General features: G+C 68.9%; 15 protein-coding genes. 5 read left to right on the top strand and 10 right to left on the bottom strand.

The window, feature by feature from the left end; all coding sequences use genetic code 11:
- From AC07O4_RS19225 to AC07O4_RS19250, 6 genes are all read right to left on the bottom strand, one after another.
- The gene (locus AC07O4_RS19225; RefSeq protein ID WP_070059806.1) at positions 1 to 975 is read right to left on the bottom strand and encodes a sterol desaturase family protein; all 975 of its coding nucleotides are present in this window, start codon (positions 973 to 975) and stop codon (positions 1 to 3) included.
- A gap of 16 nt (positions 976 to 991) precedes the next feature.
- The gene (locus AC07O4_RS19230; RefSeq protein WP_495305358.1) at positions 992 to 1822 is read right to left on the bottom strand and encodes a polysaccharide deacetylase family protein; all 831 of its coding nucleotides are present in this window, start codon (positions 1820 to 1822) and stop codon (positions 992 to 994) included.
- Positions 1806 to 2819, bottom strand: a complete 1014-nt coding sequence (locus AC07O4_RS19235) for a YncE family protein (protein WP_495305359.1) — start codon at positions 2817 to 2819, stop codon at positions 1806 to 1808. The genes AC07O4_RS19230 and AC07O4_RS19235 overlap by 17 nt, the downstream gene beginning before the upstream one ends.
- 105 nt (positions 2820 to 2924) lie before the next feature.
- On the bottom strand, positions 2925 to 3665 hold the full coding sequence (locus AC07O4_RS19240; protein ID WP_495305360.1) for a pseudouridine synthase: 741 nt from the start codon (positions 3663 to 3665) through the stop codon (positions 2925 to 2927).
- A 61-nt stretch (positions 3666 to 3726) separates the two neighbouring features.
- Positions 3727 to 5463: a gamma-glutamyltransferase gene (gene ggt / locus AC07O4_RS19245; protein ID WP_495305361.1), complete on the bottom strand. Its 1737-nt coding sequence runs from the start codon at positions 5461 to 5463 to the stop codon at positions 3727 to 3729.
- 59 nt (positions 5464 to 5522) lie between these two features.
- The gene (locus AC07O4_RS19250; protein WP_495305362.1) at positions 5523 to 7118 is read right to left on the bottom strand and encodes a class I SAM-dependent methyltransferase; all 1596 of its coding nucleotides are present in this window, start codon (positions 7116 to 7118) and stop codon (positions 5523 to 5525) included.
- 145 nt (positions 7119 to 7263) lie between these two features.
- Between AC07O4_RS19250 and AC07O4_RS19255 the strand changes: the two genes are divergently transcribed.
- On the top strand, positions 7264 to 7470 hold the full coding sequence (locus AC07O4_RS19255; protein ID WP_062470893.1) for a hypothetical protein: 207 nt from the start codon (positions 7264 to 7266) through the stop codon (positions 7468 to 7470).
- A 162-nt stretch (positions 7471 to 7632) separates the two neighbouring features.
- On the opposite strand, the gene AC07O4_RS19260 is transcribed toward AC07O4_RS19255, so the two are convergent.
- Together AC07O4_RS19260 and AC07O4_RS19265 are read right to left on the bottom strand one after the other, a co-directional pair.
- Positions 7633 to 7989, bottom strand: a complete 357-nt coding sequence (locus tag AC07O4_RS19260) for a hypothetical protein (RefSeq protein ID WP_495305363.1) — start codon at positions 7987 to 7989, stop codon at positions 7633 to 7635.
- A 140-nt stretch (positions 7990 to 8129) separates the two neighbouring features.
- Positions 8130 to 8687 carry an ureidoglycolate lyase gene (locus AC07O4_RS19265; RefSeq protein WP_070059812.1) on the bottom strand — a complete coding sequence of 186 codons (558 nt, stop codon included), beginning with the start codon at positions 8685 to 8687 and terminating at the stop codon, positions 8130 to 8132.
- A gap of 186 nt (positions 8688 to 8873) precedes the next feature.
- Here AC07O4_RS19265 and AC07O4_RS19270 point away from each other — a divergent pair, with 186 nt between their 5' ends.
- Together AC07O4_RS19270 and AC07O4_RS19275 are read left to right on the top strand one after the other, a co-directional pair.
- On the top strand, positions 8874 to 10199 hold the full coding sequence (locus AC07O4_RS19270) for an MFS transporter (protein ID WP_062470888.1): 1326 nt from the start codon (positions 8874 to 8876) through the stop codon (positions 10197 to 10199).
- 74 nt (positions 10200 to 10273) lie between these two features.
- On the top strand, positions 10274 to 10990 hold the full coding sequence (locus AC07O4_RS19275; protein WP_139703597.1) for a FadR/GntR family transcriptional regulator: 717 nt from the start codon (positions 10274 to 10276) through the stop codon (positions 10988 to 10990).
- A gap of 4 nt (positions 10991 to 10994) precedes the next feature.
- Here AC07O4_RS19275 and AC07O4_RS19280 read toward each other — a convergent pair whose 3' ends face one another.
- The gene (locus tag AC07O4_RS19280) at positions 10995 to 11312 is read right to left on the bottom strand and encodes a hypothetical protein (RefSeq protein ID WP_492738426.1); all 318 of its coding nucleotides are present in this window, start codon (positions 11310 to 11312) and stop codon (positions 10995 to 10997) included.
- Positions 11309 to 12262, bottom strand: coding sequence for an alpha/beta fold hydrolase (locus AC07O4_RS19285; RefSeq protein WP_495305364.1), 954 nt, complete (start codon positions 12260 to 12262; stop codon positions 11309 to 11311). The genes AC07O4_RS19280 and AC07O4_RS19285 overlap by 4 nt, the downstream gene beginning before the upstream one ends.
- A 354-nt stretch (positions 12263 to 12616) precedes the next feature.
- Between AC07O4_RS19285 and AC07O4_RS19290 the strand changes: the two genes are divergently transcribed.
- Together AC07O4_RS19290 and AC07O4_RS19295 are read left to right on the top strand one after the other, a co-directional pair.
- Positions 12617 to 13450 (top strand): DUF6502 family protein, encoded by an 834-nt coding sequence (locus tag AC07O4_RS19290; protein ID WP_495305365.1) that lies wholly within the window; start codon positions 12617 to 12619, stop codon positions 13448 to 13450.
- Complete coding sequence (locus AC07O4_RS19295) at positions 13447 to 14793, top strand: DUF5666 domain-containing protein (protein ID WP_495305366.1); 1347 nt, start codon at positions 13447 to 13449, stop codon at positions 14791 to 14793. The genes AC07O4_RS19290 and AC07O4_RS19295 overlap by 4 nt, the downstream gene beginning before the upstream one ends.
- The last annotated feature ends 183 nt before the right edge of the window (positions 14794 to 14976 follow it).

A 14976-nucleotide genomic window follows, 5' to 3' on the forward strand; every position in this document is an offset into this window, starting at 1 on the left:
TCAGGCGCGGCCGAACAGCCGCTTCAGCCCCAGCCACTGCTGCGACCAGAAGCCCTGGCCGTAGTCGCGCGGGCGGCCGTCGGCGCCGGGCTCGACCTGGTCGCGGATGCCGGTCGGGTCGTAGCGGTTCTCGAAGTTGGCGGTGCGAAAGAGCATGTCCCACCAGGGCAGCAGCACGCCGAAGTTGTGGCCGCCGAGCGTGCTCCGGCCGTGCGACTCATGCCCCAGCCCGATGCTGTGGTGCAGCCGGTGAAAGCGCGGGCTGACCCACAGCCGCTCGCCGATGGCGCCGAAGCTCAGCCGCAGGTTGGCGTGCTGCAGGCTCTCGCTGAGCTGGGTGAAGGCCACGACGGCGATGAACTGGCCCGGCGCCACGCCGATCAGCTGCGCCACGATGACGATGAGCGTGTCGTGGATGACGTCGTCCAGCAGGTGGTTGCGGTCGTCGCTCCACATCGTCATCTGGCGCTGCGAGTGGTGCAGCGAATGCAGGCTCCACCACCAGTTGAACTGGTGCTGGCCGCGGTGGATCCAGTAGCCGACGAAGTCGAGCACCACGAGGTAGATGGCAAAAGCCACCCACGGCACGTCGGTCACGCCGGGCCAGGCCTCGTCCAGGTGGAAGGTGCCCCACCCCGCCATGCGCAGGCTGCCGAGCAGGTCGTCGAACAGCGGCTGCAGCGTGAAGAACAGCGCCAGCCGGAACAGGCCCAGCCGGTGGATCAGCGTGTAGAGCACGTCGATGCGGATGGCACGGCGGTCGGTCACGGGCTCGACCGCGCGCCAGCGCTGCAGCGGGCCGATCACGGCCAGCAGCACGAGGATCTGGATCACGCCGACCAGCAGCCAGCCGGTGGCGTCGAAGGCGTCCTCGGCCCAGCCGCCCAGGCCGATGGCGTACACCAGCGGCTGCACGGCGGTCTCGAAGAGCCAGCCCTGCATGGCGGAAAAAACGTCGGTCAACCAGTCGATCACGGCGAAAACTCAGGAATCAAGGATGGGAGGCGATCCAGGCGCGGTAGTCCGGGTGCTGGCGCAGCGTGCGAAAGCAGAAGCCCTTGGCCTTCAGGCCGACGATGAGCGGCTCCAGGTTGGCGGGCGCCCACGGGTCCTTGCGCGACCAGATGCCCAGGTGCGCCAGCAGGATGTCGCCGGGGCGGATGCCTGCCAGCGCCTGGGCCAGCAGCTTCTGGTTGCTGAACGCCTCGCTGGGCAGCTCGTCGCCCAGGAAGCCGGCGGGCGACCAACCCACGTGCGCGTAGCCGCAGTCCTTCGCGGCCGCCAGCAGCGCGGGCGAGGTCTTGCCGCCCGGCGCGCGGTACAGCGGCAGCGGCTTCTTGCCGGTGATGGCGGCCAGCCGGTCGGACGACTTGCGGATGTCGGCGCAGTACTGGGCCGCACTCCAGACCGACTCCTTGCCGGTCTGCGGGCCGGCCGACGGCTTGATGCGAAAGCTGGGCGGCGTGCCCTTGACGTCGCCGCGCCAGTAGGCGTGGTCGTAGGTGTGCGAGCCGAACTCGTGGCCTTCGGCCGCCCTCGCCTTCCACCACGGCGCCCAGTGGTCGTCCAGGCTGTCGCCGTCGGTCTGGGTGCGCTCTGCAGCGGCGAAGAAGGTGACGCGCACGTCCTGGCGCTTGAGCACGTCGGCCACCAGCGGGGCGATGCCCATGTGGCCGGTGTCCAGCGTCAGGTAGACCGGCTTGTCGCAGGCCGCAGCTTCTTGCGCCCCGGTCGCCGGCACGGTGGCGCAGGCCAGTGTCGCGACGGCGAGGGCCACCCCGACGGTGCGCAAGCCGCGCACGCGCTCAGATGCGCTTGGCATGGTCGAGGGTCCAGACGCCGTGCGGCGAGCGGCCGACGTTGATCTGCCGCACGACCTTCTGGCTCGCGAGATCGACCACCGTGAGCTTCTTGGCCCAGCGCGAGGTCACGTACAGCGTCTTGCCGTCGGCCGACACGTCCATGCAGTCGGGGCCGCCGGGCACGTTGTAGGTGGCGACGACCTTCAGCGTGGTCAGGTCGATGCGGCTGATGGTGTTGGCGACCCGGTTGCTCACGAACACGGTCTTGCCGTCGCCCGCCGAGCGGAAGGCGTGGGCGCCCTTGCCGGTAGGAATCTTGCCGACCAGCTTGGGCTGGGCGCCGGCCACGTCGAACACCTGCACGCCGTCGCTGCCGGTGAGGCCCACGAGCAGCGTCTTGTCGTTGTGGGCGCCGAAGATGTCGGCCGGCATGGCACCGGTGGCCATGCGCCAGCGCACGGTCTGCGTCGGCAGGTCGACCGCGATCAGCTCGTCGCTGTCCTGCATGGTGACGTAGGCCACCGTGCTGGTGTTGTCGATCCAGATGTGGCTGGGCGTCTTGCCGGTGGCGATGCGCTTGGCCAGCTTCAGGTCCTTGCCGTCCCAGCGGTACACGTCGACGTGGTTCAGGCGGTTGGCCGCCGTGACGAACCACTTCATGTCGCGCGAGAACTGCAGCTGGTACGGATCGATGATGCCGTACACCACGCGCTGCACCTCGGCCGTGCGCGGGTCCAGGAAGGTGAGCGAATCGCCCGCCGAATTGGCCACGATGACCGACTTCTCGTCGGGCGTCATGTAGATGTGGTGCGGCTCCTTGCCGGTGGGAATGCGCTGCTTCTCGGTCCAGTCGACCGGGTTGATCACGCTCACGCTGGCGTCCAGCGAATTGAGCACGAAAACCGGTGGAGGGGCCGGCGGCGCCGCCGCGGCGGGGAGGGTCACCAAGGCTGTCAGGCACAGGCATGACAGCAGGAAGGCCGCGATGCGGCCGTTCGGGCGGGCAGGGAGTCGCAAGGGAAGGTTCCGGGAGAGGGTTAACAATCTTAACGGTCGAACCCGACGAAAAGCTGACCGCGGGCGCCCCCTCACCCGCTGTTTAGCCCGGCGCCTTGACCTATGTCACGCGGCGCGAGGCACGGGCGCCCGCAACTGGGCCACCTGCTCGGCCGTGAGCCAGCGCCATTGCCCCGGCGCCAGGTCCTCCGGCAGCGCCAGGCCGCCGATGCGCGAGCGATGCAGGCCCTCGACCCGGTTGCCGACCGCGGCCAGCATGCGCTTGACCTGGTGGTACTTGCCCTCGGTGAGGGTGAGCCGCAAGTGCAGCGGGCTGTCGGACTCGCAAGCCGCAGCGCGCACGGGCTTCGGATCGTCGTCGAGCACCACGCCGGCCAGCAGCTTGGCGATCTGCGCCTCGTCGATCGGGTGCTTGGCCGTCACCTCGTAGACCTTGGGCACGTGGTGCTTGGGCGAGCCCATCTTGTGGATGAACTGGCCGTCGTCGGTCAGGAGCAGCAGGCCGGTCGTGTCCTGGTCGAGCCGGCCGATGGCCTGCACGCCCTGCACCGCGCCCTTGTTGGGCCGCAGCCGCAGCGGCGACGGCAGCAGCGTGTAGATGCTCGGGTAGGTCGAGGGCTTCTGCGAGCACTCGGTGCCGGCCGGCTTGTGCAGCATCAGGTAGGCCTTCTCGTGGCAGGCCCACTCGGTGCCCTGCACGGTGAACAGCAGGCCTTCGGGGTCGAGGTCGGCGAAGGGGTCGGTCACGACCGCGCCGGCGACGCTCACGTGGCCTTGCTGGACCAGGCCCGCGCACACGCGGCGGGTGCCGAAGCCCTGGGTATAGAGGATGTCTTGCAGGTGCATGAAAAATGAAAAAAGCGGCCGTGCCGACAGGGGCACGACCGCCTTCGAGTGTGCCGCAGGTTCAGTAGCCTGCTGCGAGGCCCGTGTTGCGACGGGGATCGTTGGCGCCGTAGAAACGGTTGGCGCCCACCGCCTTGCCGCCCAGCGAGGGCGCGCCGACGATGATCGCCGCCAGGTGGTTGGCCGGCTGCGGCACGCCCAGGTTGTGGCCCATGTCGGTCAGGATCTTGCGGGTGTCGGGGCTGATCGCGAAGGTCTCGACGTTGGTCACATCGGGCAACCACTGCTGGTGGAAGCGCGGCGCATCGACGGCTTCCTGCACGTTCATGCCGTAGTCGACCACGTTCAGGATGGTGTGCAGCACGGCCGTGATGATGCGGCTGCCGCCCGGCGTGCCGACCACGAACACCGGCTTGCCGTCCTTCGACACGATGGTCGGGCTCATCGAGCTCAGCGGGCGCTTGCCCGGGGCGATGGCGTTGGCCTCGCCCTGCACCAGGCCGTACATGTTGGGCACGCCGATCTTCGAGGTGAAGTCGTCCATCTCGTTGTTCAGCAGCACGCCGGTCTTGTCGGCCGTGACCTTGGCGCCGAACCAGTCGTTCAGCGTGTAGGTGACCGACACCGCGTTGCCCCACTTGTCGGTGATCGAGTAGTGGGTGGTGTTGCTGCCTTCATGCGGCGCCACGCCGGGCTTGATGTCCTTGGACACGCCGGCCTTCTTCGGATCGATGGCGGCGCGGATCTTGGCGGCGTAGCCCTTGTCGAGCAGGCGATCGAGCGGGTTCTTCACGAAGTCGGGGTCGCCCAGGTAGCTGTTGCGGTCCACGTAGGCGTGGCGCATGGCTTCGATCTGGTAGTGCACCGACTCCGCCGAACGGAAGCCCAGGTCCTTGAGCGGATAGCCCTCCAGGATGTTGAGCATCTCGCAGATGATCACGCCGCCCGAGCTCGGCGGGGGCGCCGACACCACGCGGTAGCCGCGGTAGTCGCACTCGACCGGCGCGAGTTCGCGCGTCTTGTACTGGTCGAGGTCGGCCTGCGTGATGATGCCCTTGCCGGCCTGGCTCGACGCCACGATCGCCTTGCCGACCCAGCCCTTGTAGAAGCCGTCGGTGCCCTTGGCGCTGATTTCCTTCAGCGTCTTGGCCAGGTCTTTCTGCACCAGCTTCTGGCCGACCGCGAAGGGCTCGCCCTTGTTCAGGAAGATGGCGCCGGAGACCGGGTCTTTCTTGAAGTCGTTGGTGGCAGTGAGCAGCATGTCGATGTCGCCCTGCTCCAGCGCGAAGCCCTTGTCGGCCAGCTGGACCGACGGGGCGATGAGGTCAGCGCGCTTCATCGTGCCGTACTTCTCGCGCGCGTACTCCATGCCCGAGACCGAGCCCGGCACGCCGACGGCGAGGTGGCCATGGGTGCTCAGGCCCTTGACGACGTTGCCGTCCTTGTCGAGGTACATGTTGGCCGTGGCGGCCAGCGGGGCCTTCTCGCGGAAGTCCAGGAAGGTCTTGCGGCCGTCGGCCAGCTGCACGGTCATGAAGCCGCCGCCGCCGAGGTTGCCGGCGGCCGGGTACACCACCGCCAGCGCATAGCCCACGGCCACGGCCGCATCGACCGCGTTGCCGCCGCGCTTGAGCACGTCGACGCCGACCTTGCTGGCCAGGTGCTGCGCGCTCACGACCATGCCGTGTTCGGCCGCCACCGGCGCCTGCGACGCGGCCTGTGCGCCGCCGGCCGCCGCCAGGGTGAGCGCGGCCGCGACGGCGGCGCGCAGGGTGGGGGTCCACTTGAAGTGCTGCATGGAAAAGTCTCCTCTGTGCGTTGGATGAAGAATGAGGGAGGGGTGAATGGAGTGGGCCTTCAGGCCGTGAGCAGCGCCTTGCGCCGCAGGCTCTGCAGCGCCTGCGCCACCTGCTCCTGCGCGAAGGCGTGCAGCGCCGACGGGTCGATCAGCGGCTGGTCGTCCTTAAGGAAGCGCAGGCGTTCGGCGCGCACCTCGTCGAGCAGGAAGGCGGCCAGCGCCTCGTGCGTGTGCGCCCCGTCGAGCAGCGGCAGCAGGCTGCGTTCGAGCACCGTGAGCGACACCGGTTCGTGCCACTGGTTGCAGAGCACGGCCGTCGCCTGCGATGCGGGCACACCGGCCAGCGCGCGGCGCACCGGGGCCAGCACCTGCGGCAGCGCGGACACCGAAGCAGCCGCCGACACCGGCGTGCGGCGGATGCGCAGCGCGCCGAGGATCAGCAGCTCTTCGAGCATGGCCAGCACGATGGGTTCGACGGCCGCGCGCGGCTCGCCGGTGAGCGTCACCACCGCGGCCAGCAGCGCCTCGGTCGACATCGAGCACGGATAGCTCGCATCGAGCGCCTGCGCCACCGCCTTGTGCGCGGGCAGCCGCAACGTGACCTTCAGGTCGCGCAGCGCGGTGCAGGGCTGCTCGCGGGCGTCGATGGTGAGTGCATCACCGCCATCGACGCGGAAGACGCCGGCGAATTCCAGCGCGCGCAGGCGGGGGACTTCGAGGCGGTAGCGGATGTTGGCGGCGTTGCCCTGCTTCACCAGCAGCGTCTGGCGGAAGGTGCGGTTGACGAGGAAGTCGAGGTACTGCTCCATCATCACCTGGCTGCCGCCGCACTCGCGCAGCAGCGGGTCGCGCACCTTCTCGCCGTAGTTCTGCACGAACATGGTCGAGGGCTCGGCGTCGCACAGGTAGGCCAGCCCGCGCGCTTCGGCACGCGCGACGAACTCCTTGAAATAGCAGGGCTCGTTGCAGGGCTCGAGGAACTCGTGCAGCAGGTAGTAGTTGCCGGAGTTGCGCACGATCGGCATCGTCTCTTCGAGCGTCTTGCGCAGCACGCTGTCGGGCCGGGCCGACTGCTCGAGGAACTCGAGCATGCCGCGCGCGTACGACAGCTTTTCTTCGGGCGTGTCGCGCGGGCCGCCGCGCAGGATCATCGCGTCGCGCACGATCTCGCGCGCCTTCCAGCCCGGGTACACGTTGTAGCTCAGGTAGGCCACGCCGCCCGGCGCCAGGTTCTCGGCGCACACGCGCAGGATGGCGTCCTGCACCGGCCCCGGCACCCAGCTGTAGACGCCGTGGCAGACGATGTAGTCGAACAGGCCGAACGAGGCGTCGATGTCGGCGATGTTGAAGGCCTTGAGCTCGATGTTCGACAGCCCCGCCTGGTCGAGCGCCGCGGCGCCCTGCGCCACCTGCACGCGCGACAGGTCGACACCGACCGCGTGGGCTTGCGGATGGCGCGCCGCGAACGGGATCAGGTTGCCGCCGGCGGCGCAACCCAGCTCGAGCACGCGCGCCTTGTGCGGCGGCGGCGCCTCGAGCCCGAACAGGAAGGCCAGGGCTTCCAGGTGCTCCACGGCGGACTGGGGAAACGGGTGCGAGTCGTAGGGCACCGCATCGTAGTAACTGGTGAGCGTGGAAGTCAGAGAGTCCGGCACGAACGTCCTTTGGGGATCGGAAGGGGCTGCAGCAGTGCTCGCAGACTATAGCCCCGTGCCCTCGCAAAAAGAAGCCGGCGCGGGCCGACCCGCCCTGCCCTGGCCGCGGACTTCGGCGCCTGCACGACCTCTTTAGAATGGCCCGATGAACTGGCGCATCACACTGTTTCCCCTGGCTTTGGTCATTGCCGGCTGCTCGACGCCGCCCAACCAGATCGTTCCCTTCCGCGACGGTGTGCTGCGTGCCATGACCTACACCCAGGCCTCGGACTACTGCAGCGCCAAGAGCCAGGAGCCGAAGTGGCTCGGCAAGGCACCGGCCGAATCCGGCGTGCTGTTCCAGTGCCAGTGAGTCACTGCACCACCCACCTCATCACGCAGGGCTGACGCCCGGCCGCACCGCTCAGGCGTCGATGTCGATGAGCGCCAACCCGCTCTCGCGATCTCAGGTCTTGCGCAGGTAGCCCGGCGACTCGACCATTTCATGGCGAGGCGTGTTCTTCCGTTCAAGGCGTCATCGGGGGGAGTTCTGTCTGCAGTCCTCAGCGGTGCCCCGGCAGTCGTCCTGGCGCGAGGGCGCACCGGGGTCGTCCACGCGGGGCTTGTCCTCGCCGGCCGGCTTCGCGTCCGCCGGTGGCTTTTTCACCATGCCGGGGTCGCGGTCGGGCGGCGCGGGCTTCACCAGCCGCGGATGGCCATGGGGCGGCGGCTTCACGAGGAGCTCGGGGTCGGGGCCAGGTTGCGCTTGCGGCTTGACCGGCGGTGGCTTGTCGGCCGACTGCGCGGCAGCCGGCCCGGCAACGAGCGCCGCGACGCCCAGGACCCCGATGGCGAGGCTTCCGGCAAACATCGATTTCGTTGAATTGCGCATGGCGTTCACCCATGGCCCGAAGGTTTCACCGGGGCGCTCCCGGCGGTGTAGGCCTCTTTCGCCAATGGCCGCAAGTCGGCGTCGCGGTGCCTGCGATGCTGGCGCAGCCGCCGGGCGATGGCCGCAGGGATGGCGCGCGCTCAGCCCGCCAGGCTGACGCGCACCACGCACGCCGGCGGCACCAGAATCTCGTCGCAGTTCGGCCCGGCCCCGCCGCGGTCGATCACCACGAAGCTGGCCGGCTGCTGCGTGACCACCAGCGGGTGGTGCCAGACGCCGCGCGCGTAGTTCACGCCCTGCCGCCCGTCGGTGACGAAGGCGCGGATGTCTTCCACGCGCACCGTGTCGCCCGCCGGCGCCACCACCACGAGAAAGCGGCTGCCGTCCATCGGCACGAAGGCCTGGCTGCCCAGCGGGTGGCGCTCCAGCATGCCCACCTGCAGCGGCATCGCGTAGGGCTGCGTTTCGAAGATGTTCACCAGCACGCGGCTGTCGCCGGGGCCCGGGTCCACGCGCGCCAGGTCGTGAAAGCGCGTGGTCATGCCCGCGTTGATCGGCATCGACCGGGCGTGCGCGCTCTCGATGACGTCGCCGAACGCGGCGAAGGCCTCGCGCGTCAGCGGCTGCGCAACGAGCGCGAGCGCTGCGGGCGTGCCCGGCGCCGGAGGCAGGAAGGTGGGACTGGCAATCGTCAACAGAAACTCCTCGGCTTTTTGGTCCAACTGGTATTACCAGTATCCTTGCGGTGCAGCCAGGCCGTCAATCTCCCGGCGTCAGGGAAATCGCTAGTGTCCAATGGCGCATGAGGCCTTAACGTCTCGGTCGCGTTAAATCATACCGGTAATACCAGTTAATCCACCCCATCGACGCCTTCGAGGACCGCCATGTCAACCACCACCCTTCATGCGCCGCTGCAGCCGGCCACCACCTCTGCTGCAGCGGAGAACGCGCTCTACAAGAAAGTGGCATGGCGACTCATGCCGTTCCTGATGCTCTGCTACGTGGCCGCCTACCTGGACCGCGTGAACGTCGGCTTCGCCAAGCTGAACATGCTCAGCGACCTGCAGTTCAGCGAAGCCATGTACGGGCTGGGCGCGGGGCTGTTCTTCATCGGCTACTTCTTCTTCGAGGTGCCGAGCAACCTGCTGATGCACCGCATCGGCGCCAAGGCCACCATCTCGCGGATCATGATCACGTGGAGCCTGATCTCGGCCGCGATGATGTTCGTGACCACGCCCACGCAGTTCTACGTGCTGCGCTTCCTGCTCGGAGCGGCCGAGGCCGGCTTCTACCCGGGGATGATCCTGTACCTCACCTACTGGTTTCCCTCGCATCGGCGCGCCAAGATGGTGGCGGTGTTCATGTGCGCGATTCCGGTGTCGGGCGTGCTGGGCGGGCCGCTGTCGGGCCTGATCATGGACGCCATGCACGGCATGGGCGGACTGCGCGGCTGGCAGTGGCTGTTCCTCATCGAGGCACTGCCTTCGCTGGTGATCGGCCTGCTGGTCATCGTGTACCTGGACAACAGCATCCAGGGCGCACGCTGGCTCACCGCGGAAGAAAAGGCCGTGCTCGCACGCAACATCGCCGCCGAGAACGCCACCAAGGGCGGCACCAGCCACATGACGCTGCGCGCGCTGTTCGCCGACCGCCGCATCGTGAAGATGGCGCTGATCTGTTTCTGCACGGTGATGGGCCAGTACGGCCTGACCTTCTGGCTGCCCACGCTGGTGCGCCAGTCGGGCGTGTCGGGCGCGCTGAACATCGGGCTGCTCACGGCCATTCCCTTTGCCGTGGCCATCGTCTCGATGCTGCTGGTGAGCCGCAGTTCCGACCGCATGCGCGAACGCCGCTGGCATTTGATCGTGCCCTTCTGCTGCGGCGCGCTGGGCCTCACGCTGAGCGCGATCTTCAGCAACAACGTGTACCTCTCGCTGGCCGCATTGGCCCTGGCCGCGGGCGGCAGCCTAGCGACGTCACCGCTGTTCTGGAGCCTGCCGACCGCCATCCTGTCGAGCGCGGGCGCAGCAGCCGGCATTGCGCTCATCAACTCCTTCGCCAACCTGGCGGGCTTCGTGAGCCCCTACATGATCGGTCTGATCAAGGACGCCACGAAGAGCACCGACATCGCCCTGTTCGTTCTGGCCGGCGTGCTGCTGTTCGGCGCCTTCCTCACCTGGACGGTGCCGGCCAAGCTGGTCAACAAGTAGGGAAGGCCCCGGGGTGCGGCCACAGTAAGATTTCCAGCTCCCGCCACTGCCGCACTTCGCACCGAAAACCACCCATGCTCGCCTCCCCCGCCGTCGCCGCCACCGCCGCCCGCCTGATCCAGCAGCGGATCGCGGACGGCACCTATGCGGCCGGCGGGCTGCTGCCCTCGCAGCGCGACCTCGCCGAGCAGCTCGGCATCAGCCGCACCTCGCTGCGCGAGGCGCTGTCGACGCTGCAGGGCACGGGCCTGGTCATTCCGCGTCCCGGCAAGGGCATGTACGTGGCCGAAGACGGCGGACAGCAGGCGCCGGCGGCCTCCCCGGCCTGGAAGTTCGCCACCTCGCATTCGCTGCAGGACGTGTACCAGCTGCGCTTCGCGGTCGAGAACTTCACCGCGCGGCTAGCCTGCCTGGTCATCGAGGCGGACGACCTGGCGGCGCTGCGCGCCAATGCACAGGCCATGCGCGCATGCATCGACGCCGGCGACTTCACGCAGGCCACGCAGCTCGATTTCGATTTCCACATGCAGATCATCGGCATCGCAGGCAACCAGGCCATCGCCGAGATCCTGCGCAACAGCGCCGAGGTGATGCAGGAGAGCCAGCGCCTGCCCTTCTACAAGCGCGGCGCGCGCCATGCCACCTACGACGAGCACATGGCGATCATCGAGGCGCTCGCGCAAGGCAACCCGGCACTGGCGCAGCAGGCGATGACGCAGCACATCGTGCAGGCCGCGCAGCGCGCGGGGGTGCACTTTCCGACGGGACTCGAGGCGGCGTCGGCGGCCTGACGCTTCAGGTCCACGTGTCGACGACGATGCGCAACACCTCGACGCGCTCGGGCAGCTCGATCAGGAACTCCGCATCGCGCGGCAGGTGATGCACCCCATTCGGGTCGCCGCCGGTGAACGCGCTCATCGCGGCCACGTCGGGCCAGTAGGAGGTCGTGACGAACTCGGTCTCGGTGGCGCGGTCTTCGCGGAACAGCTGCACCGCGAGCGCCGTCTTGCGCAATGGCGGAATGCCTTCAGCCAGCAGGTAGCGTTCGTAGGCCTCCGCGCGGCCCCGCGTGACGCGGCCGCGCCAGATGCGCGCGATGGTGGCGACGCTCATACCGGCACGCCTTCGATCGTCCGGGCTGATGCAGACAGTGAACCCGGTAGGTGTCGCCCCAAAAAATCGCACAGCGGCGGCAGCACCTCGGCCAGGTGCGTCTCGAGCAGCCAGTGGCCCCCGTCGTCGAACGCGTGGAACTGGGCGTCGGGCAGGTCCCGCAGGTAGGCACGGCCGGCCTCGATCGGCATGTAGCCGTCCTGCGGCCCCCACAGGATCAACGTGGGCGGGCGGTACGTGCGCAGGTAGTCCTGGTAGCGCGGGAACCACCGCAGGTTCTCCTTCAGCCCCTTCATGAGACCGAGCGCAATGCCGCGCCGCACGGGCGTGTCCATCAACGGCCAGTGAAGGCGCCAGAGATCGGGCGCGAGCCGCGGGGCCACGCGCGACGACACCTCTCCGATGAACTCGTCGCGAAAGCCCTCTTCGCTCACGGCGCGCTCCAGCACCGCGAGATGGGCCTCGCTCGGGTCGTTCCAGTACGCCCGGATCGCCGCGTACTTCGGCCCCAGCGTGTCTTCGTAGATGTCGCCGTTCTGGATGATCAGCGCCGTCACCCGCCCGGCCCGCCGCATCGCATGGCGCAGGCCGATCTGCGAACCGTAGTCGTGCAGGTACAGCGCGTAACGGCGCAGCGCGAGCGCGGCGGTGAAGCGGTCGAGGAAGTGCGCGTAGCCGTCGAAATCGAACACGAAGTTCTCCTCGGGCGTGCCGCTGTAGCCGAAGCCCGGGAAATCGGGCGCCACCACGCGCCAGCGGTCCGCCAGCGCCGGCATCAGCGCGCGGTACTGGAACGAAGAACACGGATAGCCGTGCAGCAACAGCAGCACCGGGGCCCCCACCGGACCGGCCGCGCGGTAGAAGACCTCGACGCCATCGATCTGCACCGTGCGGTGCGTGACGGCGGTCGTGCCGGCCGCGTCGTTCTTGCGGGGGTTCGCATTGGCCATCTCGGCTCCTTGAGACATGCAAAGAAACAGAGGTGTCTTTGTCGCCCCCGGCGCGGGGCCCGCATGTGGGAAAGGGCCGACCCTGGGTGTCGTCCAGGCCGCGCGCGTCCTGCGGCGGGCACGCTGCAGGGCGACATAGGCAACCTGGCCAACCCGTCGGCCGATCGGCCTTGGCAGCCCCGGCCGGACGGTCGCCCCGCGCCTGAACATGAAACTTTGGCTCACTGGCCGTCAAACCGCAGTCCAAAGCTTTCACTGCAGCGCGGTGCGCAGGACAATGGGGCGTTGATGGTGGTCGGGGCGCCGCCTCCGATCCTGTCGGCATCGCACTTTCAGGACTACACACGTCGCGTCATGGAACAACGGCTGGAATGGGCCCTGGCGGCCTGCTCACGCATCCTTCGACCCGTGGTGAAGCTCGCCCTCGCGATGGGGGTCAAGCACCCCCACCTGGAGGAGTTGCTGCGCGACCTGCTGATCGAGGAGGCGCAGCACTCCTGGCGCAGCCAGGGCGTTCCCAAACCCAACCTGAGCCAGCTGTCCGTCACCACCGGCCTGAACCGCAAGGCCGTGACCGCCAAGGTCCGCTCCACCGTCGACCCCCTGCCCCACACCGAACTGTCGGCCGCGGCCAAGACGTTCACGCTGTGGCTGCAGATGCTGACCGAAGACGCCTCGTTCCGGCGCCTGCCCGTCACCTCGGGCCACACGGCGCCCTCGTTCGAGGCGGTCGCCCGCCTGAGCAGCCGCGGCAACGTCCACCACCGCACCATCCTCGACGAGCTGATCCGGCTGAACATGGTGACCGAAAACGAGGGCATGGCCGAACTCACCGCCGACGGCTTCGTGCCCGTGCAGGACCTGCAATCGATGCTGGCCTTCCTGGGCGACAACGGCCGGGACCACCTGCTGGCGGCCGTCGCCAACACGCTGGGCGAACAGCCCCGCATGCTCGAACGCGCGGTGTACGCGCGCGGGTTGTCGCTGAACGATTGCGAACAGATCCACCGCCTGGTGCGCGACCGCTGGTCCGCCCTGCACCACGAGCTCGCGCAGGAAATGGCACGGGCGGTCAGCCGCGCGCCGGCCAGCGCCGAAGGACGAATCCGTGTCGGCATCTACACGTACTACGAGGACGAGGGCACGCCGCCCCCGCCCGCGTCCTCTGAAAGCGAGCGCCCCTCATGAGCACGATCCAAACACCCCGCCGCCTCCTGCTGGGCCTGTTCTGCGCCGGCCTCATGGCCCTGTTGATGTCCTGCGGAGGCGGCGGTGGTGCCTCGACCGGGAACCTGGGCCTGGGCACCGGCACCGCGATCGGCGGTGACAGCCCTGGCGGCGCGGGCACGGGCACAGGCGGGGATGGGACCGGGTCCGGCTCGGGCAACGCTGGCACGGGCGGCTCCGGCGACACCGCCAGCAACGGCAACACCGACGGCTCCGGTGTCGGCTCGGGCGGCACCGGCGTGACCGCGGACGCCGCCGGCATCGGCGCCGCGGACGGCCTGGGCAGCATCATCCTGAACGGCCTGCGCTACACAACGGACACGGCCACCATCACCGTCGAGGACGCCACCGAACTCCAGATCGGCATGAGCGCGCGGGTCGCCGGCAAGGTCGACCCCGACTTCACCCGCGGCATCGCGACGCAGGTCGTGTCGGCGGCCGAACTGCGCGGTGCCGTCTCGCGCATCGACGTGGGCGCCGGCAGCTTCGTCGTCATGGGCATCAACGTGACCATCGATGCGGCCACGGTCTGGGCCGACGCGAACGGGCTTGCCAATGTGGCCGACGGCAGCCTCGTCCAGGTGTGGGGCCTGCCCGGCGCGCCGGGCACGCTGCGCGCCACCCGCGTGCAGACCGCACCCACGCTGACCGCCCCGCTGGTCACGGGCGCCATCCAGAACCTCAACACGACGAACCAGACCTTCACGCTCGGCCAGCTGACGGTCAGCTATGGCGGCGCCAGCTTCACGGGCATCGACGCCTCGTTGCTGGCCAACGGGGTCATCGTGCGCGCCCGCGGCACGACCGCGCCGGTCGGCAACGCGTTCACGGCGACCCAGGTGCAGGGGTGGTACGCGATACCGACGAGCAACGGCATCGCACTGCAGCTCGCGGGAGACATCACCGATTTCGTCTCGCGCGGCGCCTTCAAGGTGCTGGGCACGCCGGTGGACGCCACCAATGCGCAGATCACGGGCGGCCCCGTCGGTTCGCTCGGCAACGGCGTGAAGGTCGAGGTCGACGGTTTCATGTCCGGCGGGGTGCTGGTCGTCAAGAAGCTGCGCATCCGCCATGTGCCCGGCACGGGCGGGCCGGCCTCGTTCACGCTCATCGGGGCCATCGGCGGCTACCAGTCTTCGGCCAATTTCAGGGTGCAGGGCCAGCCGGTGGACGCCAGCGGACCGGGTACCACCTTCGAGAACGGTACCGCCGCGAACCTGGCCAACGGCCAGCGCGTGACCGTCGTGGGAGACCGGGTGGTCGACGGCGTTCTCATCGCGCAGCGGGTGACATTCAACCCCTGACCTGAAGCGGCGGCGCAGCGCCCCGCCGCCCGGTCGCATCGCCCGCCCCTTCCGGCGGCAGGCGACGCCGGGCTTTCGCACTTCTCCAGTTCCAGTTCGACACCGTCGCAGCGCGGCGGGCGTCGGCCTGCGCGCACGCGGGCCAGATAGCACCTTCGGCCATCTATCTCCAAACCCGTGGCG

This window comes from Variovorax sp. GW821-FHT09D04 (assembly GCF_059416405.1).

Bases quoted from the DNA above. Each gene is read 5' to 3' on its own strand.
- AC07O4_RS19255 (WP_062470893.1), top strand. From the start codon at position 7,264: ATGAACTGGCGCATCACACTGTTTCCCCTGGCTTTGGTCATTGCCGGC.
- AC07O4_RS19260 (WP_495305363.1), bottom strand. From the start codon at position 7,989: ATGCGCAATTCAACGAAATCGATGTTTGCCGGAAGCCTCGCCATCGGG.
- AC07O4_RS19285 (WP_495305364.1), bottom strand. From the start codon at position 12,262: ATGGCCAATGCGAACCCCCGCAAGAACGACGCGGCCGGCACGACCGCC.
- AC07O4_RS19290 (WP_495305365.1), top strand. From the start codon at position 12,617: ATGGAACAACGGCTGGAATGGGCCCTGGCGGCCTGCTCACGCATCCTT.
- AC07O4_RS19270 (WP_062470888.1), top strand. From the start codon at position 8,874: ATGTCAACCACCACCCTTCATGCGCCGCTGCAGCCGGCCACCACCTCT.
- AC07O4_RS19240 (WP_495305360.1), bottom strand. From the start codon at position 3,665: ATGCACCTGCAAGACATCCTCTATACCCAGGGCTTCGGCACCCGCCGC.
- ggt (WP_495305361.1), bottom strand. From the start codon at position 5,463: ATGCAGCACTTCAAGTGGACCCCCACCCTGCGCGCCGCCGTCGCGGCC.
- AC07O4_RS19280 (WP_492738426.1), bottom strand. From the start codon at position 11,312: ATGAGCGTCGCCACCATCGCGCGCATCTGGCGCGGCCGCGTCACGCGG.
- AC07O4_RS19230 (WP_495305358.1), bottom strand. From the start codon at position 1,822: ATGCCAAGCGCATCTGAGCGCGTGCGCGGCTTGCGCACCGTCGGGGTG.
- AC07O4_RS19295 (WP_495305366.1), top strand. From the start codon at position 13,447: ATGAGCACGATCCAAACACCCCGCCGCCTCCTGCTGGGCCTGTTCTGC.
- AC07O4_RS19275 (WP_139703597.1), top strand. From the start codon at position 10,274: ATGCTCGCCTCCCCCGCCGTCGCCGCCACCGCCGCCCGCCTGATCCAG.